Origin of the sequence: Ramlibacter tataouinensis (genome assembly GCF_027941915.1) — a bacterium.
In the GTDB taxonomy this organism is placed as follows: domain Bacteria; phylum Pseudomonadota; class Gammaproteobacteria; order Burkholderiales; family Burkholderiaceae_C; genus Ramlibacter; species Ramlibacter tataouinensis_C.
Window position 1 is genome coordinate 363753 of sequence record NZ_CP116009.1, and the last position, 26275, is coordinate 390027.

General features: G+C 71.2%; 25 protein-coding genes and 1 tRNA gene. 4 read left to right on the forward strand and 22 right to left on the reverse strand.

Going from position 1 to position 26275, the window contains the following annotated elements:
- Positions 1-108: 108 nt before the first annotated feature.
- The 16 genes from PE066_RS01595 to rpsB all read right to left on the reverse strand — a co-directional run bounded on the left by PE066_RS01595 (position 109) and on the right by rpsB (position 15059).
- Positions 109-876: a TrmH family RNA methyltransferase gene (locus tag PE066_RS01595; protein WP_271234818.1), complete on the reverse strand. Its 768-nt coding sequence runs from the start codon at positions 874-876 to the stop codon at positions 109-111.
- Entirely contained in the window at positions 873-1538 is a 666-nt protein-coding gene (gene rnhB, locus PE066_RS01600; protein WP_271234819.1) for a ribonuclease HII, read from the reverse strand. Before rnhB ends, PE066_RS01595 begins: the two co-directional genes overlap by 4 nt.
- Positions 1510-2628, reverse strand: a complete 1119-nt coding sequence (lpxB, locus tag PE066_RS01605) for a lipid-A-disaccharide synthase (protein ID WP_271236482.1) — start codon at positions 2626-2628, stop codon at positions 1510-1512. The genes rnhB and lpxB overlap by 29 nt, the downstream gene beginning before the upstream one ends.
- A 50-nt stretch (positions 2629-2678) precedes the next feature.
- A complete protein-coding gene (gene lpxA / locus PE066_RS01610) occupies positions 2679-3470 on the reverse strand; it encodes an acyl-ACP--UDP-N-acetylglucosamine O-acyltransferase (protein ID WP_271234820.1) in 792 nt (263 codons plus the stop codon).
- 10 nt (positions 3471-3480) lie between these two features.
- Complete coding sequence (gene fabZ, locus PE066_RS01615) at positions 3481-3924, reverse strand: 3-hydroxyacyl-ACP dehydratase FabZ (protein ID WP_271234821.1); 444 nt, start codon at positions 3922-3924, stop codon at positions 3481-3483.
- Positions 3921-4889: a UDP-3-O-(3-hydroxymyristoyl)glucosamine N-acyltransferase gene (gene lpxD / locus PE066_RS01620; protein ID WP_271234822.1), complete on the reverse strand. Its 969-nt coding sequence runs from the start codon at positions 4887-4889 to the stop codon at positions 3921-3923. Before lpxD ends, fabZ begins: the two co-directional genes overlap by 4 nt.
- Before the next feature lie 7 nt (positions 4890-4896).
- The gene (locus PE066_RS01625) at positions 4897-5406 is read right to left on the reverse strand and encodes an OmpH family outer membrane protein (RefSeq protein ID WP_271234823.1); all 510 of its coding nucleotides are present in this window, start codon (positions 5404-5406) and stop codon (positions 4897-4899) included.
- Complete coding sequence (bamA, locus tag PE066_RS01630) at positions 5406-7700, reverse strand: outer membrane protein assembly factor BamA (RefSeq protein ID WP_271234824.1); 2295 nt, start codon at positions 7698-7700, stop codon at positions 5406-5408. Before bamA ends, PE066_RS01625 begins: the two co-directional genes overlap by 1 nt.
- Positions 7701-7755: 55 nt before the next feature.
- On the reverse strand, positions 7756-9132 hold the full coding sequence (gene rseP, locus PE066_RS01635) for an RIP metalloprotease RseP (protein WP_271234825.1): 1377 nt from the start codon (positions 9130-9132) through the stop codon (positions 7756-7758).
- Between the two features lie 12 nt (positions 9133-9144).
- Positions 9145-10335 (reverse strand): 1-deoxy-D-xylulose-5-phosphate reductoisomerase, encoded by a 1191-nt coding sequence (ispC, locus tag PE066_RS01640; protein ID WP_271234826.1) that lies wholly within the window; start codon positions 10333-10335, stop codon positions 9145-9147.
- Positions 10332-11186, reverse strand: a complete 855-nt coding sequence (locus PE066_RS01645; RefSeq protein WP_271234827.1) for a phosphatidate cytidylyltransferase — start codon at positions 11184-11186, stop codon at positions 10332-10334. Before PE066_RS01645 ends, ispC begins: the two co-directional genes overlap by 4 nt.
- 47 nt (positions 11187-11233) lie before the next feature.
- Positions 11234-11953: a polyprenyl diphosphate synthase gene (gene uppS, locus PE066_RS01650; RefSeq protein ID WP_440480562.1), complete on the reverse strand. Its 720-nt coding sequence runs from the start codon at positions 11951-11953 to the stop codon at positions 11234-11236.
- A gap of 2 nt (positions 11954-11955) precedes the next feature.
- Positions 11956-12519 (reverse strand): ribosome recycling factor, encoded by a 564-nt coding sequence (gene frr / locus PE066_RS01655; RefSeq protein ID WP_271234828.1) that lies wholly within the window; start codon positions 12517-12519, stop codon positions 11956-11958.
- A 23-nt stretch (positions 12520-12542) separates the two neighbouring features.
- Positions 12543-13262 (reverse strand): UMP kinase, encoded by a 720-nt coding sequence (gene pyrH, locus PE066_RS01660; protein ID WP_271234829.1) that lies wholly within the window; start codon positions 13260-13262, stop codon positions 12543-12545.
- 81 nt (positions 13263-13343) lie between these two features.
- Positions 13344-14234: a translation elongation factor Ts gene (gene tsf / locus PE066_RS01665; RefSeq protein WP_271234830.1), complete on the reverse strand. Its 891-nt coding sequence runs from the start codon at positions 14232-14234 to the stop codon at positions 13344-13346.
- A 72-nt stretch (positions 14235-14306) separates the two neighbouring features.
- Entirely contained in the window at positions 14307-15059 is a 753-nt protein-coding gene (gene rpsB / locus PE066_RS01670; RefSeq protein ID WP_271234831.1) for a 30S ribosomal protein S2, read from the reverse strand.
- Positions 15060-15240: 181 nt separating this feature from the next.
- Here rpsB and PE066_RS01675 point away from each other — a divergent pair, with 181 nt between their 5' ends.
- Genes PE066_RS01675 through PE066_RS01685 form a run of 3 tightly spaced genes read left to right on the forward strand, consistent with a single transcriptional unit; the run spans position 15241 to position 19332 of the window.
- On the forward strand, positions 15241-16575 hold the full coding sequence (locus PE066_RS01675) for an amidase (RefSeq protein WP_271234832.1): 1335 nt from the start codon (positions 15241-15243) through the stop codon (positions 16573-16575).
- Between the two features lie 20 nt (positions 16576-16595).
- Positions 16596-17867: a D-amino acid dehydrogenase gene (locus tag PE066_RS01680; protein WP_271234833.1), complete on the forward strand. Its 1272-nt coding sequence runs from the start codon at positions 16596-16598 to the stop codon at positions 17865-17867.
- Between the two features lie 25 nt (positions 17868-17892).
- On the forward strand, positions 17893-19332 hold the full coding sequence (locus PE066_RS01685) for an NAD(P)H-hydrate dehydratase (RefSeq protein WP_271234834.1): 1440 nt from the start codon (positions 17893-17895) through the stop codon (positions 19330-19332).
- Here PE066_RS01685 and rnr read toward each other — a convergent pair whose 3' ends face one another.
- Positions 19333-21540 carry a ribonuclease R gene (gene rnr / locus PE066_RS01690; protein WP_271236484.1) on the reverse strand — a complete coding sequence of 736 codons (2208 nt, stop codon included), beginning with the start codon at positions 21538-21540 and terminating at the stop codon, positions 19333-19335.
- Positions 21541-21597: 57 nt separating this feature from the next.
- On the opposite strand from rnr, the gene PE066_RS01695 reads away from it, so the two are divergent.
- Positions 21598-21682 (forward strand) — tRNA-Leu (locus PE066_RS01695).
- A 103-nt stretch (positions 21683-21785) separates the two neighbouring features.
- Here the strand turns inward: PE066_RS01695 and rimO are convergent.
- From rimO to PE066_RS01720, 5 genes are read right to left on the reverse strand one after another with little or no spacing between them, the layout of a single operon-like run.
- Positions 21786-23165, reverse strand: a complete 1380-nt coding sequence (rimO, locus tag PE066_RS01700; protein WP_271234835.1) for a 30S ribosomal protein S12 methylthiotransferase RimO — start codon at positions 23163-23165, stop codon at positions 21786-21788.
- A 49-nt stretch (positions 23166-23214) separates the two neighbouring features.
- Positions 23215-23991, reverse strand: a complete 777-nt coding sequence (locus PE066_RS01705; protein ID WP_271234836.1) for a thiazole synthase — start codon at positions 23989-23991, stop codon at positions 23215-23217.
- 4 nt (positions 23992-23995) lie between these two features.
- Positions 23996-24199 carry a sulfur carrier protein ThiS gene (thiS, locus tag PE066_RS01710; RefSeq protein WP_271234837.1) on the reverse strand — a complete coding sequence of 68 codons (204 nt, stop codon included), beginning with the start codon at positions 24197-24199 and terminating at the stop codon, positions 23996-23998.
- Complete coding sequence (locus PE066_RS01715) at positions 24196-25224, reverse strand: FAD-dependent oxidoreductase (protein ID WP_440480563.1); 1029 nt, start codon at positions 25222-25224, stop codon at positions 24196-24198. Before PE066_RS01715 ends, thiS begins: the two co-directional genes overlap by 4 nt.
- Positions 25221-26267, reverse strand: coding sequence for a thiamine phosphate synthase (locus PE066_RS01720; protein WP_271234838.1), 1047 nt, complete (start codon positions 26265-26267; stop codon positions 25221-25223). Before PE066_RS01720 ends, PE066_RS01715 begins: the two co-directional genes overlap by 4 nt.
- Positions 26268-26275: the final 8 nt, after the last annotated feature.

Below are 26275 nucleotides of genomic sequence, written 5' to 3' on the forward strand. Positions count from 1 at the left end.
TGTTGCTTTTGTTCAGGAAAGAAGCTGGGGTTGCGCTAGGCGTACGGGTTGCGGGAAAGCCACTGATTATAGCCCGGGCTTGCGTTTGCGCAGAGCCCGTTCCCGTGATCAGCCGGCGTGCGCCGCGGCGCTGGCGTGCAGGCAGATCGCGGCTGCCGCAGCCACGTTCAGCGACTCCTCGCCGCCGGGCTGGGCGATGCGCAGGTGGGCAGCTGCGCGCTGCGACAGGGCCGGCGACACGCCCTGCCCTTCATGGCCGAACACCCAGGCGCAGGGCCAGGGCAGGCGGGCGCGGTGCAGCCACTCGCCCTGGTGCGAGCTGGTGGCCAGCAGCGGCACGGCCAGCCCGTCCAGCAAGCCGGTGTCCGCGGCATCGAACAACCGCAGCCCGAAGTGCGCGCCCATGCCGGCACGCAGCACCTTGGGCGACCACAGCGCCGCCGTGCCCTTGAGCGCGACCACCTGGCCGAAGCCGAAGGCGCCGGCGCAGCGCAGGATGGCGCCGACGTTGCCGGCGTCCTGCAAGCGGTCCAGCACCACGGTGGCCGCCGTGGCGTCGAACGACGGCGCCGCCGGCAGCTCCAGCACGAAGCCCATGCGGGCCGGCGACTCCAGGCCGCTCAGGGCGGCAAACAGGTTGTCGGCCAGCTCCAGCGAGCGCGGCGCCGGCAGCCGCAAACCGGACGGACACGATTCGGCGTAGACCGCCGTGTGCGGCTGCACGCCGCGCGCCAGCGCCGCCCGGCACAGGTGGTCGCCTTCCAGCCAGACCCGGCCCTGCTTGCGCCAGGCGGTGCTGTCCTGCGCCAGCAGGCGCAGCGCCTTGAACTGCGGATTGGCGGCGGAGCGGATGACCGCGGGCGAGGCTTGGCTCACGCCGCTGCGGCCAGGCTGTCGCCGCCCGCGGCATCGTTGCCGGCCATCGCCAGGCTCACGGCCACCGGGTTGAAGAACCTGCGGTGGTGCGGGCAGGCGCCGTGCACCTTGAGCGCCTGCAGGTGCTCGCGCGTGCTGTAGCCCTTGTGCGAGGCAAAGCCGTACTGCGGGAACTCCTCGTGCAGCTGCGTGAGCAGGCGGTCGCGGTGCACCTTGGCCAGGATGGAGGCAGCCGAGATCGACTTGACCCGGGCGTCGCCGCCCACGATGGCCTCGGCCAGCACGTCGAGGCGCGGCAGGGCGTTGCCGTCCACCAGCACCTTCACCGGCTTGAGCCTCAGGCCTTCGACCGCGCGCTTCATCGCCAGCATGGTGGCGTGGAAGATGTTCAGGGTGTCGATTTCCTCGACGCTGGCCTGCGCGATGGAGCAGCACAGCGCCTTGTCCATGATCTGGTCGAAAAGGCGTTCGCGCTGCAGCGGCGTCAGCACCTTGGAGTCGGCCAGCCCGCGGATGCGCTTGCCGTCGTCGAGGATCACCGCGGCGGCCACCACCGGCCCGGCCAGCGGGCCGCGCCCGGCCTCGTCCACGCCGGCCATCAGGCCGACCGGATCCCAGGCCAGTTGGCCCTGCTCACCCGTCGATGGTTTTTTCGATCGCATCCGTCGCCAGCCGGGCCGTGTCGCGCCGCAATTGGTGGTGCATCACGGTGAACTGCTCCCGCACGGCCGCCATTCTGGCAGGAGCGCGCAACCAGTCCAACACCGCTTCGGCCAGCGCCTCGGGGCTGGCGTCGTGCTGCAGCAACTCCGGCACGACGAAATCCCCGGCCAGGATGTTGGGCAGGCCGACCCAGGGCTGCAGCTGCTGGCGCCGCATCAGCTGCCAGCTGATCGGGTTCATGCGGTAGGCGATCACCATCGGCCGCTTGAACAGCGCCGCCTCCAGCGTGGCGGTGCCGCTGGCAATCAGCGTCAGGTCGCAGGCTGCCAGCGCCCGATGCGACTGGCCGTCGAGCACCAGCAGCCCCTCGGCCAGGCCGGCGCGGCGCGCGGCCGCCTCGATGGCCGGGCGCAGGGCCGGCAAGGCCGGGACCACGAAGCGCAGGCCGGGGCGGCGCTGGCGCAGCAGCACGGCGGCATCGAAGAACGGCTGCGCCAGGTACTGAACCTCGGAGGCGCGGCTGCCGGGCAAAAGGGCCAGCACCTCGTCGGCATCGGCCAGCCCCAGTTCCGCCCGGGCCGCCGCGCGGTCGGGCTCGAGCGGAATCACGCCGGCCAGCGGATGGCCGACGTAGGTGGCGCGCACGCCCTGCCCGGCCAGCAGCGCCGGCTCGAACGGGAAGATGCACAGCACGTGGTCGCAGGCGCGCCGGATCTTGGCGATGCGCTGCGGTCGCCAGGCCCAGATCGAGGGGCAGACGAAGTGCACGGTGCGCACGCGGCGTTCGCGCAGCTGCAGCTCCAGGTCGAGGTTGAAGTCGGGCGCGTCGATGCCGACGAAGGCGCTCGGCCGCTCGCGCAGCAGGCGGTCGCGCAACTGCTTGCGGATGCCCACGATCTCGCGGTAATGCCGCAGCACCTCCACGTAGCCGCGCACCGCCAGCTTGTCGTGCGGCCACCAGGCCTGGAAGCCCTGCGCCGCCATCTGCGGCCCGCCGATGCCCATCGCCTGCAGGCCGGGCCAGCGTTGCCGCAGCCCGCCCAGCAGCAGGCCGGCCAGCAGGTCGCCCGAGGCTTCGCCCGCGACCATGGCGATCGACGGCGCCGCCTCGGCGCCAGCCGGCGGCGGGCCGGGTGGGGTCACCGCACGATGCCGCGCTGCGGCGACACGCGGGCCAGGAAGTCCTCCATGAGCTGCACGTCGGCCGCCGACTCGGGCGCGGATTGCGCCAGCGCGGCGATGCGCTCGCGCGCCTGCCCCAGCGTCAGCCCGTCGCGGTAGAGCGCCTTGTGCATGGCCTTGACCGCCGCGATGCGCCCGGCCGAAAAGCTGCGGCGGCGCAGGCCTTCGTAGTTCATGGACCGGGCCTGTGCCGGCTGCCCCTGGCTCATCACGAAGGGCGGCTGGTCGGCGAACAGCACCGAGCACATGGCCGTCATGCCATGGGCGCCGATGCGCACGAACTGGTGCACCACGGTGAAGCCGCCCAGGATGGCCCAGTCACCCACCTCCACGTGGCCCGCCAGCTGCGAGTTGTTGGCGAAGATCGTGTGGTTGCCCACCACGCAGTCGTGCGCCAGGTGCACGTAGGCCATCAGCCAGTTGTCGTTGCCGACCCGGGTGACGCCGCCGCCGCCCGGCGAGCCGATGTTGAAGGTGCTGAACTCGCGGATGGTGTTGCGGTCGCCGATCACCAGCTCGCACGGTTCGCCGGCGTACTTCTTGTCCTGCGGCATGCCGCCGAGCGCGACGAAGTGGAAGATGCGGTTGTCCTCGCCGATGGTGGTGCGGCCCTCGATCACCGCATGGGCGCCCACCGTGGTGCGGGCGCCGATCGTCACCTCCGGACCGATGACCGAGTACGGCCCGATGCTCGCCGTGCTGTCGATCTGCGCGCGCGGATCGACGATGGCCGTCGGGTGGATCGCCATGCTCAGGCTCTCACGCGACCGTGCGCATGGTGCACATCAGCTCGGCCTCGCAGGCGATCTCATCGCCCACCCGGCTGACGCCCTTGAACTTGTAGATGCCGGCCTTGGCTCGCTCCAGCGTGACGTCCATCACCAGCTGGTCGCCCGGCTCGACCGGGCGCTTGAAGCGGGCGCCGTCGATGCCGGCGAAGTAGTAGACCGTCTTGTCGTCGGGCGTGATGCCCTGGGTGGCGAAGGACAGCAGCGCGGCGGCCTGGGCCATGGCCTCGAGCATCAGCACGCCCGGCATCACCGGTCGGTGCGGGAAGTGGCCCGTGAAGAACGGCTCGTTGATGGTGACGTTCTTGAGGGCGCGGATGCTCTTGCCCAGCTCGATCGACTCGACGCGGTCGACCAGGAGGATGGGATAGCGGTGGGGTAGCTGCTTGAGGATCTGGTGGATGTCGAGCTTCATGACTTCTTCTCGAGGGTGCGCACGCGGTCGCGCAGGGCAGCCAGTTGCTTGAGCGAGGCCGCGTTCTTCTCCCAGGCGGCATTCTCGTCGATGGGGAAGACACCCGTGTAATGGCCGGGCTTGCGGATGGAGCGCGTGACCAGCGAGAACGAGGAGATGTGCACGTGGTCGGCGATGGTCAGGTGGCCCAGGATGCCCGCGCTGCCGCCGATGGTGCAGTGCGCGCCGATGGTGGCGCTGCCGGCAATGCCTGCGCAGCCCGCGATGGCCGTGTGGCGGCCGATGCGAACGTTGTGGCCGACCTGGATCAGGTTGTCGAGCTTGACCCCGTCCTCGATCACCGTGTCGGCCAGCGCGCCGCGGTCGATGCAGGTGTTGGCGCCGATCTCCACGTCGTCGCCGATGCGCACCGCGCCGAGCTGCTCGATCTTCTCCCACTCGCCGCCGCGCGGCGCGAAGCCGAACCCGTCGGCGCCGATCACCACGCCGGGGTGCAGGATGCAGCGCGCGCCGACGACGCAGTCCTCGCCCACGCTCACGAGCGACTTCAGGACCGTGCCGGCGCCGATGCGCGCGCCGCGCTCGATCACGCACAGCGGGCCGATGCGCGCCGTCGGATCGACCTGCGCCTGCGGATCGACCACGGCGCTCGGGTGCACCGCCGGCCCCGCCGGCGGCGCCAGGCGCGACTTCCACAGCTGGGTGACGCGCGCGAAATAGAGGTAGGGATCGTCGGCGACGATGGCGGCGCCGCGGGCCAGCGCCGCATCGCGCATGGAGGCGCCGACAATGACGCAGCCCGCGCGCGAAGCGGCGAGCTGCTGCTGGTAGCGGGGGTTGCTGAGGAAGCTCAGCTCCGAAGGCCCGGCCGATTCCAGGGGCGCCAGCCCCTGGACAGCGAGGCCGGGGTCGCCATGCAGCTCGCCGCCGAGCGAGCCTACGATGTCGCCCAGTCGCAGCCGCATGCGGGCCTCACTTGCTCGAGTTGAGCGCCTTGATCACCTTCTCGGTGATGTCGTGCTTGGGGTTGATGTAGACCGCTTCCTGCAGGATCAGGTCGTACTTCTCCTGCTCGGCGACCTGCTTGACGACGCGGTTGGCGCGCTCGAGGACCTGCTGCAGTTCCTCGTTCTTGCGGGCGTTCAGGTCTTCCTGGTACTCGCGGCGCTTGCGCTGGAACTCGCGGTCCTGGTCGATCAGCTGCTTCTGGCGCTGCTGGCGCTGGCTCTCCGACAGCGTCGGGGCTTCGCGCTCATAACGTTCGGACAGGCTCTTGAGCGAGTTGCCCAGGTCGGCCAGCTCCTTGTCGCGGCGCGAGAACTCCTGTTCGAGCTTGGCCTGTGCCTGCTTGGCGGTGTTGGCCTCGCGGAAGATGCGGTCGGTGTTGACGAAACCGACCTTGAATTCCTGCGCGAAGGCGGGCGCGGCGAGGGCCATGGCGCACAGCAGCGACCACAGCGAGGGACGGCTCAGATACTTCATCAGAAGGCAGTTCCGATCTGGAATTGGAATCGCTGGATTCTATCTCCGGCGAACTTGCGCACCGGCTGCGCGATCGCCAGCCGCAGCGGCCCGATCGGCGAGATCCAGGAAATGCCCACGCCGGTCGATGCGCGCAGCTGGCCGAAGTCGAGCTTCTCGTTCTCGCCATAGACGTTGCCGACGTCGAAAAAGCCGAACAGGCGAAGCGTGCGGTCGTTGCCGGCACCCGGGAACGGCGTGAACAGCTCGCCGTTGAGCGTGATCTTGCGCGAGCCGCCGATGCTGGCGCCGGTGACGTCGCGCGGGCCCAGGGTGCCCTGCTCGAAGCCGCGCACCGACCCCAGGCCGCCCGAGTAGAAGTTCTTGAGCACCGGGAACGGCCGCCCGCCCAGGCCCTTTCCCCAGCCCAGCTCGCCGTTGAAGGCCACGGTGAACTGCTTGTTCAGCGGGATGTAGTGCTGGTACTGGTAGCTGCCGCGCAGGTAGCGGCCGTCGGCGAACAGGCTGGCCTCGCCGCTCAGGCGCTGCAGCCGCCCGCGGTTGGGCGCAATGGCGCTGTCGCGGTCGTCGCGCGACCAGCCGATGGTCAGCGGCACGTTGTAGCTGGTGTATCCGGCGCGCGCCGCGTAGGCCAGGTAGGCGGCCGGGATGTTGGTGCCGGGGCGGATCTCGGTGCGCTCGGCGCCGGCGCCGAAATAGACGGTGTCGAACTCGCTGAACGGAACGCCGAAGCGAAGGCTGGCGCCGGTGGTGGCCAGCGAGTAGTTGCCGCCCTGCTCCTCGTACGGCCGCGAGTTGCGGTGATAGACGTCGACGGTGCGCGAGACGCCGTCGGGGGTGAAGTACGGGTCGACCGAGGTGAAGGCGATCGTGCGGTTGTACTTGCTGGTGTTCAGCTCCACGCCCAGGTACTGGCCGGAGCCGAAGGCGTTCTCCTGCTTGATCGAGAAGCCCAGGCCCAGCTTCTCGGCGCTGGAGAAGCCGGCCGACAGCTGCAGGCTGCCGGTGGGCTTCTCGACCACCGAGATGTTCAGGTCGACCTGGTCGGGCGCGCCCGGCACGTCGGCCGTCTCGATGTTGATTTCCTTGAAGAAGCCCAGCCGGTCGATCCGGTCGCGCGACAGCTTGATCTTGTCGGCGTCGTACCAGCTCGACTCGAACTGGCGGAACTCGCGCCGGACCACTTCGTCGCGGGTGCGGTTGTTGCCCGAGACGTTGATGCGGCGTACGTAGGCCCGGCGCGAGGGCTCCGCGAGCAGGGTGAAGGCCACCAGGTTCTTCTCGCGGTCGATCTCCGGGCGGGCCTCGACGGTGGCGAAGGCGTAGCCGAAGTTGCCGAAGTAGTCGCTGAAGTTGCGGGTGGTCTCGGCCACCTGCTCGGCGTTGTAGGGTTCGCCGGCGCGGATGCGCACCAGGCTCTTGAACTCCTCCTCGCGCCCCAGGAAGTTGCCTTCCAGCTTGACGCCGCTGACCACGAAGCGCTCGCCCTCGGTCACGTTCACGGTGATCGTGATGTCCTGCTTGTCGGGCGAGATCGCGACCTGGGTGGAGTCGATGCGGAACTCCAGGAAGCCGCGGTTGAGGTAGTACGAGCGCAGGCTCTCCAGGTCGGCGTTGAGCTTGGCGCGCGAGTAGCGGTCGGACTTGGTGTACCAGGACAGCCAGCCGCCGGTGTCGAGGTCGAACAGGCCCTTGAGCGTGCCCTCGCTGAAGGCCTTGTTGCCGACGATGCGGATGTCCTTGATGCGCGCCGGATCGCCCTCGGTGATGGTGAAGGTCAGGTTGACGCGGTTGCGCTCGATCGGGGTGACGGTGGTCACCACCTCGGCGCCGTACAGGCTGCGGTTGATGTACTGGCGGCGCAGTTCCTGCTCGGCGCGGTCGGCCAGCGCCTGGTCATAGGGCCGGCCCTCGGTCAGGCCGATCTCGCGCAGCGCCTTCTTCAGGGCTTCCTGGTCGAACTCCCGGGCGCCGGCGAAATCGACGCCGGCGACCGTGGGCCGCTCCTCCACGATGACCACCAGCACGTCGCCCGAGACTTCCAGCCGCACGTCCTTGAACAGGCCCAGGCCGAACAGCGCCCGGATGGCGGACGAGCCCTTGTCGTCGGTGTACTGGTCGCCCACCCGGAACGGCAGCGAGGCGAAGACCGTGCCGGGCTCCACCCGTTGCAGGCCCTCGACGCGGATGTCCCGCACGGTGAAGGGATCCACCGCCCACGCATGGACGGCAAATGCGGCGGCGACCATGCCCGTGACGGTGCGCGCGCGCAAGCGCTTGATTCGATTTTTCATGAGTCCTGGTGGCCCCGCCGTCCTTCGGGGCTGGCCGCTGCGAGCCGCGTTTTTTTCAACCGAAGAGACGCGTGACGTCGTTGAACAGTGCGATGGTCATCATCACCAGAAGCACTGCCACCCCGCCGCGCTGCAGCCTCTCCATCCACGCGTCCGGGACGCTGCGCCCCGTAACCGCCTCCCAAAGATAATACATCAGGTGCCCGCCATCGAGCACCGGGAGCGGCAGCAGGTTCAGCACGCCGAGGCTGACGCTGATCATCGCCAGGAACACCACGTATTGCAGCAACCCCAGGCTGGCCGACTTGCCGGCGTAGTCGGCGATGGTCAGCGGCCCGCTCAGGTTCTTCAGCGAGGCCTCGCCGATCACCATGCGCCCCAGCATGCGCACGGTCAGCACCGAGACCTCCCAGGTGCGCACCACACCGCGCCACAGGCCATCGACCGGGCCGTAGCGCACTTCCACCATCTCCGGCGGCGAGCCGACATAGGCGCCGATGCGGCCGATGCTGCGCTCGCCCTCCCGGGCGACCTGCGGCGTGACCTGCAGCTCGATGGCGCGGCCTTCGCGCTCGATGCGCCAGGTGCCCGGCGCCGGCGTGCCCGTCGCCCCCTGCGACCGGATCCATTCGCGAAGCTGCTGGCCGTCGACCACCGCTGTGTCGCCCACCCGCAGCACCAGGTCGCCCTTGCGCAGGCCGGCCTGCGAGGCGGCGCCGCCGTCGACCACGTCGCCGATCACCGGCCGGGTGAGCGGACCGACCACCCCGATCCGGCGGAAGAGCTGCGCATCGGCATCCGGCGAGGCGATGGCGCTCAGCGGCAACTGCACCTCGCGCTCGCCGCGGCGCCCGGCCTCGGTGACCGCCAGTTGCACGTCGCGCCCATCGAGCGCCCCTCGCGTGAGCAGCCAGCGCAGCTGCTCGAACGAGCGCACCGGCTCCGCCTGCTCGCCCGCGAAGCCGGCGCGCGTGACGGTCTCGCCGCCCTGCAGCCCGGCCTGCTGCGCCACCGAGCCGGCCACCGGCGAGGCCAGCACGGGGCTGGGCTCCTGCACGCCCCACCAGTTGATGCCGGCGTACAGCAACACGGCCAGCAACAGGTTGGCCGCCGGCCCGGCGGCGACGATCAGCGCGCGCGAGCGCAGCGGCTGGGTGTTGAAGGCCAGGTGGCGTTCGTGCGGCGCGACCGGAGCCTCGCGCTCGTCGAGCATCTTCACGTAGCCGCCCAGCGGGAAGGCGGCAATGACGAACTCGGTGTCCTGGCCGGGGCGCTGGCGGCGCGGCTTCCAGCGCAACAGGGTGTGGCCGAAGCCGACCGAGAAGCGCAGCACCTTGACGCCGCAGGCCACGGCCACCCGGTAGTGGCCCCACTCGTGCACCGCCACCAGCAGGCCCAGGGCGACGATGAAGGCGAGGACGGTGGTCAGCATGGGGCTCCCGGCTCAGCCGAATCGGGCGATGGCGGCACGCGCCGCCTGCCGGGCCAGCGCGTCCAGCGCCAGCAGGTCCGCCAGCGCCTGCGGCTTGGACGGCTGCACGCGCTCCAAAGTTGCAAGGTTCACCGCGTGGATCCGGTCGAACCGGATGCGCCGGTCCAGGAAGGCGGCGACCGCTTCCTCGTTGGCGGCGTTGAGCACGGCCGTGGTGCCGGCCGGCGCCCGCAGCGCGTCCCACGCCAGCTGCAGGCCGGGGAAGCGCTCGCGGTGGCCGTGGCTGTCGAGCGACTCGAAGCTCATGTCGGCCAGCGCGGTGAAGTCCAGCGGCTCGGCGCCGGAGGCGATGCGCTCGGGCCAGGCCAGGCCGTAGGCGATCGGCACCCGCATGTCGGGCGTGCCGAGCTGGGCCACCACCGAATGGTCGCGGTACTGCACCATCGAGTGGATCACGCTCTGCGGGTGGATCACCACCTGCAGCCGTTCGGGCGGCAGTCCGAACAGGTAGCGCGCCTCGATCACCTCCAGCGCCTTGTTCATCATGGTCGCCGAATCGACCGAGATCTTGCGTCCCATCACCCAGTTCGGGTGGGCGCAGGCCTGCTCGGGCGTCACTTCGCGCAGGCTCTCCGGCGCCCGCCGGCGGAACGGGCCGCCCGATGCCGTGAGGATGATCTTGTCGACCCGCTCGTCCCAGCTCGCCGGGTCTTCCGGCAGCGACTGGAAGATGGCCGAGTGCTCGCTGTCGATGGGCAGCAGCGTCGCCCCGCCCTCGCGCACGGCCTGCAGGAACAGCTCGCCGCCGACCACCAGCGCTTCCTTGTTGGCCAGCAGCAGGCGCTTGCCGGCGCGGGCCGCCGCCAGGCAGGACGAAAGTCCGGCGGCGCCGACGATGGCGGCCATCACGGCATCCACGTCCTGCCGCACCACCAGCTGGTCGAGGGCGGCGTCGCCGCCCAGCACGGCGGTCGGCAGGCCCTCGGCGGCCACCCGCGCCTGGAGTTCGCGCGCGGCGCCTTCGTCGGCCATGACGGCAAAGCGGGGGCGGAACTGCGCGCACTGGGCCAGCATCGGCTCCACGCGCGAGCCGGCACTGAGCACCACGACCTCGTAGCGATCCGGATGGCGCGCCACCACGTCCAGCGTGCTGGCGCCGATGGACCCGGTCGAGCCCAGGATGGCGAGGCGCTGGCGGATCATGGCCGGACCTGCGAAGCCAGCATCATGGCCAGCGGCAGCGTCGGCAGCAAGGCATCGACGCGGTCGAGCACGCCGCCATGGCCGGGCAGCAGGCCGCTGGAATCCTTGGCGCCGGCGCTGCGCTTGACCAGCGATTCGGCGAGGTCGCCGACCACGCTCATGGCGGTGAGGAACAGCGCGCCCAGCACCAGCAGCCAGGAGCCGCCGGTGGCCAGCCGGGTGTACAGGCTCGGCGCCTGCGGCTGCCAGTGGGCATCGCCCGCGACCCAGGCGAAGGCCAGCACCAGCACCCCCACCATGCCGCCCCACACGCCTTCCCAGCTCTTGCCGGGACTGATGGCCGGGGCCAGCTTGCTGCGGGTGAACTTCAGGCCGAACGCGCGCCCGGCGAAATAGGCGGCGATGTCGGCCACCCACACCAGCACCAGCACCGACAGCAGGAAGTTGACGCCGATCACCCGGGCCTGCGCCACCGCCAGCCAGGCCAGGCACAGCGCCAGCAGGCCGCCGGCCAGCCGCACGCCGCGCGGAATGCCGGGCCAGCCGCGCACGCCGCCGCGCAGCAGCGCGGCGCCGGCCAGCACCCAGGCCGCGCCCGCCGCGGCCCACAGCAGCGGCAGCGGCTGCTCCAGCCAGCCCATGCCCCAGGCGGCGGCGCAGACGGCCACGCACAGGGCGCCGAGGGAAACCGAGGCCGCTTCGCTGCAGCCATTGAGGCGCCCGAACTCCCAGCCGCCGGCGGCGATCATCAGCAGCATCAAGGCCGCGAAGGGCCAGGGCGTGGGCCAGAACAGGGCGGGCAGCAGGATGGCCAGCAGGACCACGGCCGTGATGACGCGTTGCTTGAGCATGGCGCTCAGGACGCCCGCGCCGGTGCGAAGTGCTCGTCCACGGCTTTTCAGGCCACCTTGCGCGGGGCCGGCGGCTGCAGTTGCTGGGAGGTGCGGCCGAAGCGCCGTTCGCGCTGGCCGAAGTCGGCGATGGCCGCGTCCAGTTCGGCGGCGTTGAATTCGGGCCAGAGCTTGTCGGTGAAGTACAGCTCGGAGTAGGCCGCCTGCCAGAGCAGGAAGTTGGAAAGGCGCCGCTCGCCGCCGGTGCGGATCAGCAGGTCGGGGTCGGGCACGTCGGCCAGGGCCATCGCGCGGTCCAGGCTCTGCTCGGTGATCGGCTCGCCGCGATCGGCCAGCCGCGCGGCTGCCTGCGCGATGTCCCAGCGGCCGCCATAGCTGAAGCAGACGTTGAACACCAGGCGGGTGTTGGCGGCGGTGGCGGCCTCGGCCTGGGCCAGGCCGGCACGCACCTTCTCGGACAGGCCCGAGCGGTCGCCCACGAAATGGATGCGCACGCCCTCGGACTTGAGCTTGGGGACCTCGCGCGACAGCGCCATCGCCAGCAGCTCCATCAGTCCGGAGACCTCCTCGGGGGGGCGATTCCAGTTCTCGGAGGAGAACGCGAACACGGTCAGCACCTTGACGCCGCGCTCGCCGCAATGGCGCACGCAGGCGCGCAGCGCGTCGACGCCCTTCTTGTGGCCCGCCACCCGCGGCAGGCAGCGCCGGGTGGCCCAGCGCCCGTTGCCGTCCATGACGATCGCGATGTGGTGCGGGATGGCGCTCACGGTCAGACCGCCATGATCTCCTGCTCCTTGGCCTCGACCAGCTTGTCGATCTCGGCGACATGCCGGTCGGTGGTCTTCTGGATGTCGGCCTCGGCGCGCTTCTGGTCGTCCTCGGATGCCAGCTTGTCCTTGACCAGCTTCTTGACCGCGTCGTTGCCATCGCGGCGCAGGTTGCGCACGGCGATCTTGGCGGCTTCGCCCTCGTGGCGCACCAGCTTGGTCATTTCCTTGCGGCGCTCCTCGCTCATGGGCGGCATCGGCACGCGGATCAGGTCGCCCATCGAGGCCGGGTTCAGGCCCAGGTCGCTCTCGCGGATGGCCTTCTCGATCTTGGCGCCCATGCCCTTTTCCCAGGGCTGCACGCTGATCGTGCGGGCGTCCAGCAGCGCGACGTTGGCCACCTGGCTGATCGGCACCATGGAGCCGTAGTAATCCACGTGCACCGTGTCCAGCAGGCCGGGGTTGGCGCGGCCGGTGCGGATCTTGGTCAGGTTGGTCTTGAAGGCCGCGATGGACTGGTCCATCTTCGCTTCGGCCGATTTCTTGATCTCGGCAATGGTCGTCATGGCGGTTTTCCTTGGGTCGAACGTCAGGCGTACACCAGCGTGCCTTCGTCCTCGCCCATCACCACGCGGCGCAGCGCGCCGGGCTTGACGATGGAGAAGACCCTGATCGGCAGCTTCTGGTCGCGGCACAGGGCGAAGGCGGTGGCATCCATGATGCCGAGGTTGCGCGACATCGCCTCGTCGAAGGTGATCCGGCTGTAGCGGGTCGCGGACGGATCCTTGTTCGGGTCGGCCGAGTAGACGCCATCGACCTTGGTGGCCTTGAGCACCAGCTCGGCGCCGATCTCGGCGCCGCGCAGGGCGGCGGCGGTGTCGGTGGTGAAGAAGGGGTTGCCGGTGCCGGCCGCGAAGATCACGACCTTGCCCTCCTCCAGGTATTGCAGCGCCTTGGGGCGCACGTAGGGCTCGACGACCTGCTCGATGGCGATGGCCGACATCACGCGCGCCACCAGCCCCTGCTTGTTCATGCTGTCGGCCAGCGCCAGCGAGTTCATCACCGTGGCCAGCATCCCCATGTAGTCGGCGGTGGCCCGGTCCATGCCGACCGAGCCGCCGGCCACGCCGCGGAAGATGTTGCCGCCGCCGATGACCACCGCCAACTGGACCCCGCTGTTCACCACGTCGGCGATCTCCTCGACCATCCGCACGATGGTGGCGCGGTTGATGCCGAACGGGTCGTCCCCCATCAGCGCTTCTCCGGACAGCTTGAGCAGGATGCGCTTGTGGGCGGGGGCGGCGGTCATTCAGGGGCTCCGGGGTGGCGACTTTTCGAGTTTAGCGGTGCGGGGCCGCGCGCGGGCAGGCCGCGCGCGGCGAAGGGCCTGTCAGGCGCCCTTGGCGGCGGCGACCTGGGCCGCCACTTCGGCGGCGAAGTCGTCGGACTTCTTCTCGATGCCCTCGCCCACCACGTACAGGGTGAAGCCCTTCACGGTGGTGTTGGCGGCCTTGAGCATCTGCTCCACCGTCTGCTTGTCGTTCTTGACGAACGGCTGGTTGAAGAGGGACACCTCCTTGAGGTACTTCTGCACCGAGCCTTCGATCATCTTGGCGGCGATGTCGGCCGGCTTGCCCGATTCGGCGGCCTTGGCGGTGGCTACGCTGCGCTCCTTCTCGATCAGCTCGGCGGGCACGTCGCTGGACGCCAGCGCCACCGGCTTCATGGCGGCCACGTGCATGGCCACGTCCTTGGCGGCCACCTCGTCGCCCTCGTACTCCACCACCACGCCGATGCGGGTGCCGTGCAGGTACGAGGCCAGTTTGCTGCCGCCGGCAAAGCGCTGGAAGCGGCGGAAGCTCATGTTCTCGCCGATCTTGCCGATCAGGCCCTTGCGCACGTCCTCCAGCGTCGGGCCGAAGCTGTCCTGGCTGTAAGGCAGCGCGCCGAGCGCGGCCACGTCGGCCGGGTTGTTCCTGGCGACCAGTTCGGCGGCCGCGCGCGCCAGGGCGATGAAGCTGTCGTTCTTGGTGACGAAGTCGGTCTCGCAGTTGACCTCGATCAGGGCGCCGGTCGTGCCGTCGATGCTGGCGGCGACGACGCCCTCGGCGGTGACGCGGGCGGCAGCCTTGCCGGCCTTGCTGCCGAGCTTGACGCGCAGCAGCTCCTCGGCCTTTTCCATGTTGCCGTCGGCCTCGGTGAGCGCCTTCTTGCACTCCATCATCGGGGCGTCGGTCTTGGCGCGCAGTTCGGCGACCATGCTTGCGGTGATTGCAGCCATTGGAATCCTTTCAGTGTTCGGGCGGTAAAAAGGGGCCCAGGGCCCCTTCCGTGCTGTGGGGGGTGGGGCGCCTCAGGCGCCGGCGCCTTCCTCGACCTCGACGAACTCGTCGCTGCCTTCGGCGACCGCGCGGGCCACGTCATTGACCGCGTTGGCGCGGCCTTCCAGCACCGCATCGGCGATGCCGCGGGCGTAGAGCTGGACCGCCTTGGCCGAGTCGTCGTTGCCGGGGATGACGTAGTTGATGCCCTCGGGCGAGTGGTTGGAATCGACCACGCCGACCAGCGGGATGCCCAGCTTCTTCGCCTCGGAGACGGCGATCTTGTGGAAGCCCACGTCGATCACGAAGATGGCGTCCGGCAGGGTGCTCATGTCCTGGATGCCACCGATGTCGCGCTCGAGCTTTTCCATCTCGCGCTGGAACATCAGCTGCTCCTTCTTGCTCATCGACTCGAGGCCGGCTTCCTGCTGGGCCTTCATGTCCTTGAGGCGCTTGATCGAGGTCTTGACCGTCTTGAAGTTGGTCAGCATGCCGCCCAGCCAGCGCTGGTCGACGAAGGGCACGCCGGCGCGGCGAGCCTCGGTGGCGACGATCTCGCGGGCCTGGCGCTTGGTGCCCACCATCAGGATGGTGCCGCGGTTGGCGCTGAGCTGCCTCACGAACTTCGCCGCGTCCTGGAACATCGGCAGCGACTTTTCCAGGTTGATGATGTGGATCTTGTTGCGGGAGCCGAAGATGTAAGGCGCCATCTTCGGGTTCCAGAAGCGTGTCTGGTGCCCGAAGTGGACACCGGCTTCCAGCATTTCGCGCATGGAAAGGGCCATGATGTTTTCCTAGGTTGGGTCTAGAATCCGCCCCGCAATCGCGCGGGCTGGCAGCCGTTGCGACACCTGGTTGGGATGGATTCGCGAGTCTGTCCTGCCGGTCCCACGATCGACCGCACCATGCGGCCGCCGCCCGGCAAAACCGCGAGATTCTAACACAGGGCCCGCCTTTTCTTCCCCGATGGACGACCTCATTGCCACCCGAGAGCAGCTCGGCAGCGGCCGCGCCAGCGCCCCTGAAGCCTTCGCCCGGGCGCTCGCCCTGGCCCAGTCGGGCGCCTGCGCCCACGCGTTCATCCGCACCCTGCCGCAAGAGGCAGCGGCGGCGTCCCGGCCGGGCGTGCAGTCGCTGCCGCTGGCCGGGCTGCCGGTCTCGGTCAAGGACCTGTTCGACATCGAAGGCCAGGTGACGGCGGCGGGCTCGGCGGTGCTGGCCGATGCGGCGCCGGCCCGCGCCGACAGCACGGCCGTGGCGCGGCTGCGGGCGGCCGGGGCCAGCCTCGTAGGGCGCACCAACATGACCGAGTTCGCCTTCTCGGGCGTGGGCATCAATCCGCACCACGGCACCCCGGCCAACCCGGCCGATCCGGAGGTGCCCCGCATCCCCGGCGGCTCGTCCTCGGGCGCGGCGGTGTCGGTGGCCACCGGGGCCGCCTTCATCGGCCTGGGCTCGGACACCGGCGGCTCCATCCGCATCCCGGCCGCGCTGTGCGGCATCGTCGGCTTCAAGAACACCGCGCGGCTGGTGCCCGCCGATGGCGCGCTGCCGCTGTCGACCACGCTGGACACGGTGTGCGCCATGACGCGTTCGGTGCGCGACGCGGTGCTGGCGCACGAGGTGCTGGCGGCCCGCACCGTGGCGCTGGAACACAAGCCGCTGGCGCAGCGCCGCTTCGCCGTCGCGCGCACCGGGATGCTCGACGGCATGGACCTGGCCGTGGCCCGGGCGTTCGAGGCCTCGCTGCGCGTACTGCGCGACGCCGGCGCGCGGGTCGAGGAGATCGCGCTCACCGAGATCGGCGAGCTCGGCGCCATCCAGGCGACCGGCGGCTTCGCGGCGGCCGAAAGCTACGCCTGGCACCGGGAACTGCTGCAGCGGCGCGGCGATGGCTACGACCCGCGCGTGCGCACCCGCATCGAGCGCGGCGCCGGCGTGAAGGCCTGGGAATACCTGGACCTGCTGCGCCAGCGCGCCGGCTGGATCGGGCGCGTCCGCTCGGCGCTGCACGGCTTCGATGCCGTGCTCTCGCCCACCGTGCCCATCGTGGCGCCGCCCATCGCCGACCTGGCGCCCGGCGCCGAGCGCGACGACGCCTTCTTCCGCTCCAACGCGCTGCTGCTGCGCAACCCGAGCGTGGTCAACATGCTCGACGGCTGCGCGCTCTCGCTGCCCTGCCATGCGCCGGGCAGCCTGCCGGTGGGCCTGATGCTGTGGCACGGCCCGCTGCAGGACGACACCGTGCTGGATGCCGGGCTGGCCGTGGAAGCGGCGCTGCGCCCGCTGCGGCAGGGCTGAGGCGAAAGGCGCGCCATCCCGTGAAAGTCGCCGTCATCGGCGCCGGCATCGTCGGCGTCACCACCGCGTACGAACTGGCGGCCGACGGCCACCAGGTCACCGTCTTCGAGCGCCGCGGCGCGGCCGCCGAGGAAACCAGCTTCGCCAACGCCGGCGTCGTGGCCCCCGGCTACGTCACGCCCTGGGCGGCGCCGGGCATGTCGGCCAAGGTGCTGCGCTACCTGTTCAGCCGGCACGCGCCGGTCAAGCTGACCTGGCCGGTCTCGGCCGGCGAACTGCGCTGGATGTGGCAATGGTGGCGCGCCTGCAGGCTGGAGACCTACCTGGCCAACCGGGCCCGCCTGCAGCGGCTGGCCTTCTACAGCCGCGAGCGCCTGCACTGGCTGACCGACTCGCTCCAGCTCGACTACGACCGCAGCCCGGGCTACATGGTGCTGCTGCGCTCGGAGAAGGACCAGCGGCTGGTGCAGCCCGGCCTGCAGGTGCTGCGCGAGGCCGGCGTGAGCTTTCGCGAGATCGACGCCGCGGCCGCGCGCGGCATCGAGCCGGCGCTGAATCCGGACACCGACTTCCTGGGCGCCATCCACCTGCCGGACGACGAGGCCGGCAACTGCCGCCAGTTCGCCCTGCTGCTGAAGGACGCCGCGCGCGCGGCCGGGGCGCGTTTCGAGTTCAACACCAGCGTGCTGCCGCTGGACCGCGCGGCGCCGGCCGTGCTGCGCGTGCAGCAGGCCGATGGCCCGCCCCGGTCGGAAGCCTTCGACTCGGTGGTGGTCTGCGGCGGGCTGGAATCGGCGCCGCTGCTGCGCCCCCTGGGCTTTCGCATCCGCATGGCACCGGTGTACGGCTATTCGATCAGCGCGCCGATCCGCGAATCGCTCAACGCGCCGCGCAGCGCGGTGATGGACGAGCGCTTCAAGGTGGCGATCACGCGCCTGGGGCAGCGCGTGCGCGTGGCCGGCAGCGCGGAGATCGGCGGCAGCCTGCAGCACAAGCGGCCGGAAGCGCTGCAGACCCTCTACAAGGTGCTGCACGACTGGTTTCCGGGCGCGGCGCAGCTCTCCAACGCCTCCACCTCCGTGCAGGAGTGGAAAGGCGCCCGACCGATGCTGCCGGACGGCCCGCCGGTCCTGGGCGCCTCCGGCGTGCCGGGCATCTGGCTGAACCTGGGGCACGGCTCCAGCGGCTGGGCGCTGGCCTGCGGCAGCGCCCGCGTGGTCGCCGACCTGATGGCCGGCCGCGCGCCATTGCTGGACCTGGAAGGCCTGGGCATCGAACGGCTGGCCGCCTGACCGGCAGCGGCCCACAATCGGCCCCATGCAGAAGGTCACGGCCGATCGTTCCTGGCGGCTGCACGACGTCGCCGCCACCCGGCGCATCGAGCAGCGGGCCGCGGCCGCCCTGCCCCCGCACACCCTGATGCAGCGTGCCGGACTGGCGACGGCGCGGCTCGCACTGGCGCTGGCGCCGCACGCCCGCCAGGTCTGGATCGCCTGCGGTCCCGGCAACAACGGCGGCGACGGCCTCGAGGCCGCGCTCCTCCTGCGGCAATGGGGCAAGCCGGTCGCCGTGACGATCGCCGGCGATCCGGCCCGCTTCCCGGCGGACGCCGCCCAGGCCTGGCGCCGATGCCAGGCCGCCGGCGTCCCGGTGCTGGACGAGCCGCCGCCCGGCTGGGACCTGTGCATCGATGCCCTGCTCGGCATCGGCGCCGCCCGGCCGCTGCAAGGCGCCATCGCGCAAGCTGCTTCATGCATTGCGGCGGGACACGGCCTCGTGCTCGCTGTCGACGTGCCCAGCGGGCTGGCGGCCGATACCGGCCAGGGCGACGGCGTTCGCGCCCACCACACGCTGTCGCTGCTCACGCTCAAGCCGGGCCTGTTCACGGCGCGGGGGCGCGATGCCGCCGGCCAGGTGTGGTTCGACGACCTCCAGGCCGGTGCGCCGCCGGACCTCGCGTGCGCCGAGCTGTCCGGCCCGCCGGCCCTGGGCGAGCGGCTGCATGCCAGCCACAAGGGCAGCTACGGCGACGTGGCGATCGTGGGCGGCGCGCCGGGGATGGCGGGCGCGGCGGTGCTGGCCGCCGCGGCGGCGCTCACGGCCGGTGCCGGGCGCGTGTTCCTGTGCCCGCTCGACGAGCGCGCCGGATCGCTGGCGCCCGCCTGGCCGGACCTGATGCTGCGCGACTGGAAAAGCCTGCCGCTGCAAGCCGTGACCGTGGCCTGCGGCTGCGGCGGTGGCGAGGCCGTCGGCGCCGCCTTGCCCGCCGTTCTCGCCCGCTCGCAGCGGCTGGTGCTGGACGCCGACGGACTCAACGCCGTGGCCGCCGATCCGGCGCTGCAACAGGCCTTGCGCGAGCGGGCCGCGCGGGGTCAGGCCACGGTGCTGAGCCCGCATCCGCTCGAAGCCGCCCGGCTGCTGGGCAGCGATACCGGCCGGGTGCAGGCGGACCGTTTGCGCAGCGCCCGCGAACTGGCGCAGCGCTTCGACTGCACGGTGGTGCTCAAGGGATCGGGCAGCGTGGTCGCCGCCCCCGGCGCCCTGCCACGCATCAACCCGACGGGCAACGCGCGGCTGGCCACCGCCGGCACCGGCGACGTGCTGGCAGGCATGCTGGCGGCTGCGCTGGCCAGCGGCACCGACGCCTTCGAGGCCGCCTGCGCCGCCGTGTACCGCCACGGCCGCCTCGCCGACCGCTGGCCGGCGGACCGGCCGCTCACGGCCGGCGCCCTGGCGCTGCGCGCGAACGCCCCCTGATCAGCGCCGGGCCTTGCGGCCCTTGGCCTTGGCGGCCACCGCCTTCTTCACGGCGTCCTTCACGTTGGTCACCGGTGCGGCCTTGCCTGCCTTCTTCGCGGCCCGGCGCAAGCCCGTGGCGCCGCTCGCCGCACCGCCCGCGCCCTTGTCGCGCATCGCACGCGACTCCAGATCCTCGCCCTCGCGCACCAGGCGGAAGTCGATCTTGCGCCCGTCCAGGTCGACCCGGCTGACCTGCACCCGCACCCGCGTGCCGATGGCATAGCGGATGCCGGTGCGCTCGCCACGCAGTTCCTGCCTGGCCTCGTCGAACTTGAAGTACTCGCCGCCCAGCTCGGTGATGTGCACCAGGCCTTCGACGTACAGCGCGTCCAGCGTGACGAAGATGCCGAAGGTGGTGGCCGCGCTGACGACGCCGCCGAACTCCTCGCCCAGGTGCTCGCGCATGTACTTGCACTTGAGCCAGGCCTCGACGTCGCGGCTGGCCTCGTCGGCGCGGCGCTCGTTGGCGCTGCAGTGCAGGCCGGCGGCCTCCCAGGCCTGGGTCTCGCGGCTGGGGGGAGTGGCCTTCTTCGGCTTCTGCCCGGGCGGCGCCACGCGCGAGGCCAGCCGGCGCGCCAGCTTTTCGTGCGCCTCGCCCGGCGTGGGCAGGGCCGGCAGGGTGTAGCGCCGGTTGCCAAGCAGGGCCTTGATCACCCGGTGGACCAGCAGGTCCGGGTAGCGGCGGATCGGGCTGGTGAAGTGGGTGTAGGCGTCGTAGGCCAGCCCGAAGTGGCCGCTGTTGATCGGCGTGTAGATCGCCTGCTGCATGGACCGCAGCAGCAGGGTGTGGATCTGCTGCGCGTCGGGGCGGTCCTTGGTGGCCTCGGCGATGCGCTGGAACTCCACCGGCATCGGCTCGTCCGACAGGCTGATGCCCACGCCCATCGCCTTGAGGTAGTTGCGCAGGATCTCCTTCTTCTCCGGCGTCGGGCCCTCGTGCACGCGGTACAGGCCCGGATGCTTGCCCTCCTGGATGAAGTCGGCCGCGCAGACGTTGGCGGCCAGCATGGCCTCCTCGATCAGCCGGTGCGCATCGGTGCGGGTGCGCGGCACGATCTTCTCGATGCGGCCGGCGTCGTCGCAGACGATCTGGGTCTCGGTGGTCTCGAAATCCACCGCCCCGCGCATCTCGCGCGCCTTGAGCAGCGCGCGGTACGCGTCGTGCAGGTGGATCAGGTCCGCCACCCGTTCCTTGTGCCGCTGCGCCTCCGGCCCGCGCGTGTTGGCCAGGATGGCCGCGACTTCGGTGTAGGTGAGGCGCGCATGGCTCCACATCACCGCCGGGTAGAACTGGTAGCCCTGGATCTCGCCGGTGGCGGTGACCAGCATGTCCGCCACCAGGCACAGGCGCTCCACCTCCGGGTTGAGCGAGCACAGCCCGTTGGACAGCTTCTCCGGCAGCATCGGGATCACCCGCCGCGGGAAATAGACGCTGGTGGCGCGGTCGTAGGCGTCGATGTCGATGGCGCTTCCGGTCTCCACATAGTGGCTGACGTCGGCGATCGCCACCAGCAGCCGCCAGCCCTTGCCGCGCCCGACCTTGGCCGGCTCGCAGTAGACGGCATCGTCGAAGTCGCGCGCGTCCTCGCCATCGATGGTGACCAGCGGGATGTCGGTCAAGTCCACCCGGTGCCGGCGATCGGCCGGCCGCACCTTGTCGGGGATCAACCGTGCCTGGGCGATGCAGGGCTCGGAGAACTCGTGCGGCACGCCGTACTTGCGCACCGCGATCTCGATCTCCATGCCGGGGTCGTCGATCTCGCCCAGCACCTCCTTGACCCGGCCGACGGGCTGGCCGTACAGGCTGGGCGGCTCGGTCAGTTCGACCACCACCACCTGCCCCGGCTTGGCGGCGCCGGTGGCCGCCTTGGGGATCAGGACGTCCTGGCCGTAGCGCTTGTCCTCCGGCGCGACCAGCCAGACCCCGCTCTCGTGCAGCAGGCGGCCGATGATCGGCTGGGGCGGGCGCTCGACGATCTCGACCACCCGGCCTTCCGGCCGGCCCTTGCGGTCGTGCCGCACGATGCGCACGCGGACGCGGTCCTTGTGCAGCACGGCGCGCATTTCGTTGGGCGGCAGGTAGACGTCGGTCTCGCCGTCGTCGCGCACGACGAAGCCGTGTCCGTCGCGATGGCCCTGGATGACACCCTCGATTTCATCGAGCAGGCCGGTCGCATGTTGTGTTCCGATGTTTTTGATATAGAATCCCTTCTTTCCTGAAATGCCCAGGTGGCGGAATTGGTAGACGCACTAGTTTCAGGTACTAGCGGGTAACTCCGTGGAGGTTCGAGTCCTCTCCTGGGCACCAAACAAATCATAAAGCCGGCCTCGTGCCGGCTTTATCGTTTGCGCCCGGCAAGGCGCTGCGCCACGGGTTGGTTGGTGGGCCTTGCGGCCCCCATCGTCGGCGGTCAGACCGGCACCCCGACCAGGTCGTGCCCCTCGGTGGCGACGATGCGCGCCCGGGTGAACTCCCCCACCTTCAGCTGCTTGCTCAGCTTCTCCGGCGGCAGCAGCCGCACGGTGCCGTCGATCTCCGGCGCATCGGCGTAGCTGCGCCCGACGCCGCCCTTGCGGCCCAGCGCCGGCGCCGCATCCACCAGCACCTGCATGGTGGCGCCCACGCGACGCTGCAGGCGCGCGGCCGAGACTTCCTCGGCCACCGCCATGAAGCGGGCGCGCCGCTCTTCCCGAACTTCCACCGGCAGCATGCCGGGCAACTCGTTGGCGGCCGCGCCTTCGACCGGGCTGTAGGCGAAGCAGCCGGCGCGGTCGATCTGCGCTTCCTGCAGGAACTCCAGCAGGTGCTGGAACTCGTCTTCGGTCTCGCCGGGGAAGCCGGCGATGAAGGTGCTGCGGATCACCAGCTCGGGGCAGGCGTCGCGCCAGGCGCGGATACGCTCCAGGTTGCGCTCGCCGCTGGCCGGCCGCTTCATCCGGCGCAGCACGTCGGGGTGGCTGTGCTGGAACGGCACGTCCAGGTAGGGCAGCACGGCGCCGGTGGCCATCAGCGGAAGGACCTCGTCCACCGAGGGATAGGGATACACGTAGTGCAGCCGCACCCAGGCGCCGTGGGGCTGGGCCAGTTCGCCCAGCGCCTGCACCAGCTCCAGCATGCGGGTCTTGACCGGTCGGCCGTCGAAGAAGCCGGTGCGGTACTTCAGGTCCACGCCATAGGCCGAGGTGTCCTGGCTGACCACCAGCAGTTCCTTCACGCCCGATTCGAACAGCGCGCGCGCTTCCTTCAGCACGTCGCCCACCGGGCGGCTGACCAGGTCGCCACGCATCGAGGGGATGATGCAGAAGGTGCAACGGTGGTTGCAGCCCTCGCTGATCTTCAGGTAGGCGTAGTGGCGCGGCGTCAGCTTGATGCCGGCGGGCGGCACCAGGTCGACGAACGGATCGTGCGGCTTGGGCAGGTGCGTGTGCACGTGGTCCATCACCTCCTGGGTGGCATGCGGGCCGGTGACGGCCAGCACCGAGGGGTGGACCTGCTGCACCAGCGTGCCGCCGCCCTCGCCCGGGCGCGCCCCCAGGCAGCCGGTGACGATCACCTTGCCGTTCTCGGCCAGCGCCTCGCCGATCGTGTCCAGGCTTTCCTTGACGGCGTCGTCGATGAAGCCGCAGGTGTTGACGATGACCAGGTCGGCGCCCTCGAAGGTCTTGGAGGTGCGGTAGCCCTCGGCCGACAGCTGGGTCAGGATCAGCTCGGAGTCGGTCAGGGCCTTGGGGCAGCCGAGGCTGACGAAGCCCACCTTCGGGGCTGCCTCGGCGACAGGGGAATCACTCATCCCGCCGATTGTCCCAGAGGCAGGCCCCGGCCCGGGCACGGCACCCGCTTCAGAGCAGGAACGGCCGGCCCGTCACCGGCGTGGTCGCAACCGCCATGTCCTGCCGCGCCATGATGCCGGCCTCCCAGGCCAGGCGGCCGCCTTCGATGGCCAGGCGAAAGGCCCGCGCCATCACGACGGGATCGTGCGCCAGCGCCACCGCCGAGTTGACCAGCACCGCGTCGTAACCCAGTTCCATCGCCTGCACCGCATCGCGCGGCGAGCCGATGCCGGCGTCGACCACCAGGGGCACGCCGGGCAGGCGCGCGCGCAGCGTGCGCAGCGCACTGGGGTTGAGCAGCCCCTGCCCCGAGCCGATCGGCGCCCCCCAGGGCATCAGGATGCGGCAGCCGGCATCGAGCAGCCGGTTGCAGGTGACCAGGTCGTCGGTGCAGTAGGGGAACACCTCGAAGCCGTCGCGGGCCAACTCGCGCGCGGCCTCGACCAGCTCCCACGGGTCCGGCTGCAGCGTGTACTCGTCGCCCACCACCTCCAGCTTGATCCAGTTCGTGTCGAACATCTCGCGGGCCATGCGCGCCAGCGTGACCGCCTCGCGCGCGGTGGTGCAGCCGGCCGTGTTGGGCAGCAGGCGCGCCCCGCTGTCGCGGATGAAGCGGTAGAACCCGTTCGCTTCGCCGCCACCCGCGAGCTGGCGCCGCAAGCCGACCGTGACCACCTGCGTGCCGGCGGCGCCGATGGCGTCGCGCAGCACCTCGGGCGAGGGATAGCTGGCGGTGCCGAGGAAGAAGCGGCTCTCGAGTTCGACGCCGCCGATGCAAAAGGCCATGGGATCAGCCTCCGGTGATGGGTTCGAAGGTCAATACGACGTCGCCGTCGCGAAGCAGGTGCTGCCCGCGCAACTCGCGCGCCACGAACTCGCCGTTGACGGCGGTGGCCAGGGCGGCCGGCGCCCGGTCGAGGGCGGCCACCAGGGCGGCCAGGCTGGTGCCGTCGGGGAACTGCAGGCGCTCCCGGTTCAGCTGGATGGTGATCATGGAAAGGACTCCAGGGCGGTTTCGACCAGGCCCGGCGCGATCAGCCAGCCGTGCCGGAACAGGCCGTTGATGCGGGTCAGGCCCGGGCGGCATTCCAGCAGCGGTTGGTTGTCGGGCAGGGCCGGTCGCAGGTTGGTTTCGGCGTGGACGATTCGCGCCTCGGCCAGCGCCGGCACGATGCTGTGCGCGGCCGCCAGCAGTTCGACGGTCGTTCGCAGCGACACCGGCGAGCGGTCCTCGCTCTCGATTTCGCTGGCGCCCACCACCACCGTGTCGGGCGCGCGCGGCACCAGGTAGACGCGGTGCCGGGCGTGCAGCAGGCGCACCGGACGATGCAACACCATGCCCGGCGCTTGCAGCCAGAAGATCTCGCCGCGCACGCCGCGCACCGGCAGTTGCGGCCGCGCCCCGAGGCCGCGCACGTCGAACACCCAGTCGAAGGACTCGGTACGGCCGTCCACGAGCACGCGGCCCGCGTCGGCATCCCGCACGGTGGCACCCCAGTGCCAGTGCGCGCCAGGAGCGCCCGCCGCCAGCGCCTGCATGGCCTGCACGGTGTGGATGCGACCCTCGCCCGGCAGCAGCCAGGCCTGCGGGCCGGCACGCACGGACGGCTCCAGGCCGGCCAGCGCGGCGGGCGTGAGCGGCTCGGCGCCGTAACCGGCCGGGGCCTTGCGTGCCAGCAGGTCCAGCACGCGCCGGGCCGCGCCGGCGTCCTCGCGGTGGGCGACCAGCAGGCTGCCCTGCAGGCTGAATTCCACCGGCAGCGGCAGGCCGCCCAGGATCGCGGGCCACAGCTCGATCGAGCGCAGGCCCCAACGGAACACGCGCTCGTCCGCCGTCTCCAGTTCGGCCAGCGGGCTGAGCATGCCGGCCGCGGTCCAGCCGGCGGCGCCGCGGGCGTCCGGCCCGCTCGCCGGATCGAACACGTGCACCGCGTGGCCGGCCTGCGTGAGCCGCAAGGCCAGCAGGCGGCCCAGCAGGCCGGCGCCGGCGATGCCCACGCGCAGGGTCGATGCGCTCACGGCTGCGGCTCCAGCGTCGGATGCGGCAGCGCTGGCGCGGAAGCGGCGGCGCGCTCGCTGCGGCCGCGCTCGAAGGCCTTCTGCAGCGCGGGCACGACCCGCATCGGATCGTCGCCCAGGCCGCGCAGCACGCAGACGCCGTCGGCGCCGGCGCGCGCCGCCTCGCGCACCTGGGCCGCGTCCAGGATGCCGCCGATGGCGACCACCGGCGTGCCGGCCACGCGCGCCCACCAGGCCAGGTTGTCCAGGCCCTGCGGACGCCAGGGCATGTCCTTGGTGGTGGTCGGCCAGACCGGCCCGCAGGCGACGTAGGCCGGCGCCAGCGCCCGCGCGCGGCACAGTTCCCAGACCGCGTGCGAGCTGATGCCCAGCGCCAGGCCGCAGGCGCGCAGTTCGGCCCGCCCGGTCTCGCCCAGGGCCAGCAGGTCCTCCTGCCCCAGGTGGACGGCAGTGGCGCCGAGTTCGGCGGCGAGGCGCCAGTGGTCGTTGATGAACAGCCGGGCGCCGTGGTCGCGAGCCGCGGCGACGCTCTCGCGCACGGCCGCGGCGAGGACCGCTTGCCAGCGCGCATCGGCATCGGCCGGCCGCTTCAGGCGCAGCTGCACGGTGCGCACGCCCGCCTCCAGCACCTGGCGCACCCGCAACGCGCTGTCGACGATGGCATAGATGCCCAGCGGTGCGCCCTCCGCGGTGGGCGGGCGCAAGGGCTCCGGCGGCGCTTCGCCCCAGGACAGCAGCGGCAGCGCACCGAAGGCGAGCAGCAGGGCATCGGCGGCGACATGGCCCTGCCCGCGCTGCGCCTCCCAGGCACGCTCCAGCGTGTCGGCGTTGGTGGGCGCGGCCGATCGCACCCAGCCGCGTGCATGGCTGCTGTCAAGCCAATGCAGCGTCGGGTCATCCGAGCCCCCGGCCGCCGCCTGCACCAGCACGGCGGCCGCGCCCTCGGCACGCAGGCGTCCGGCTTGTTCCACCGGCTCGACACCCGCAGCCGGGTCCACCACGCGGACGGGCTGGCGTGGATCGCTGTTGGCCTCTAGCGGCATCGTCGCCC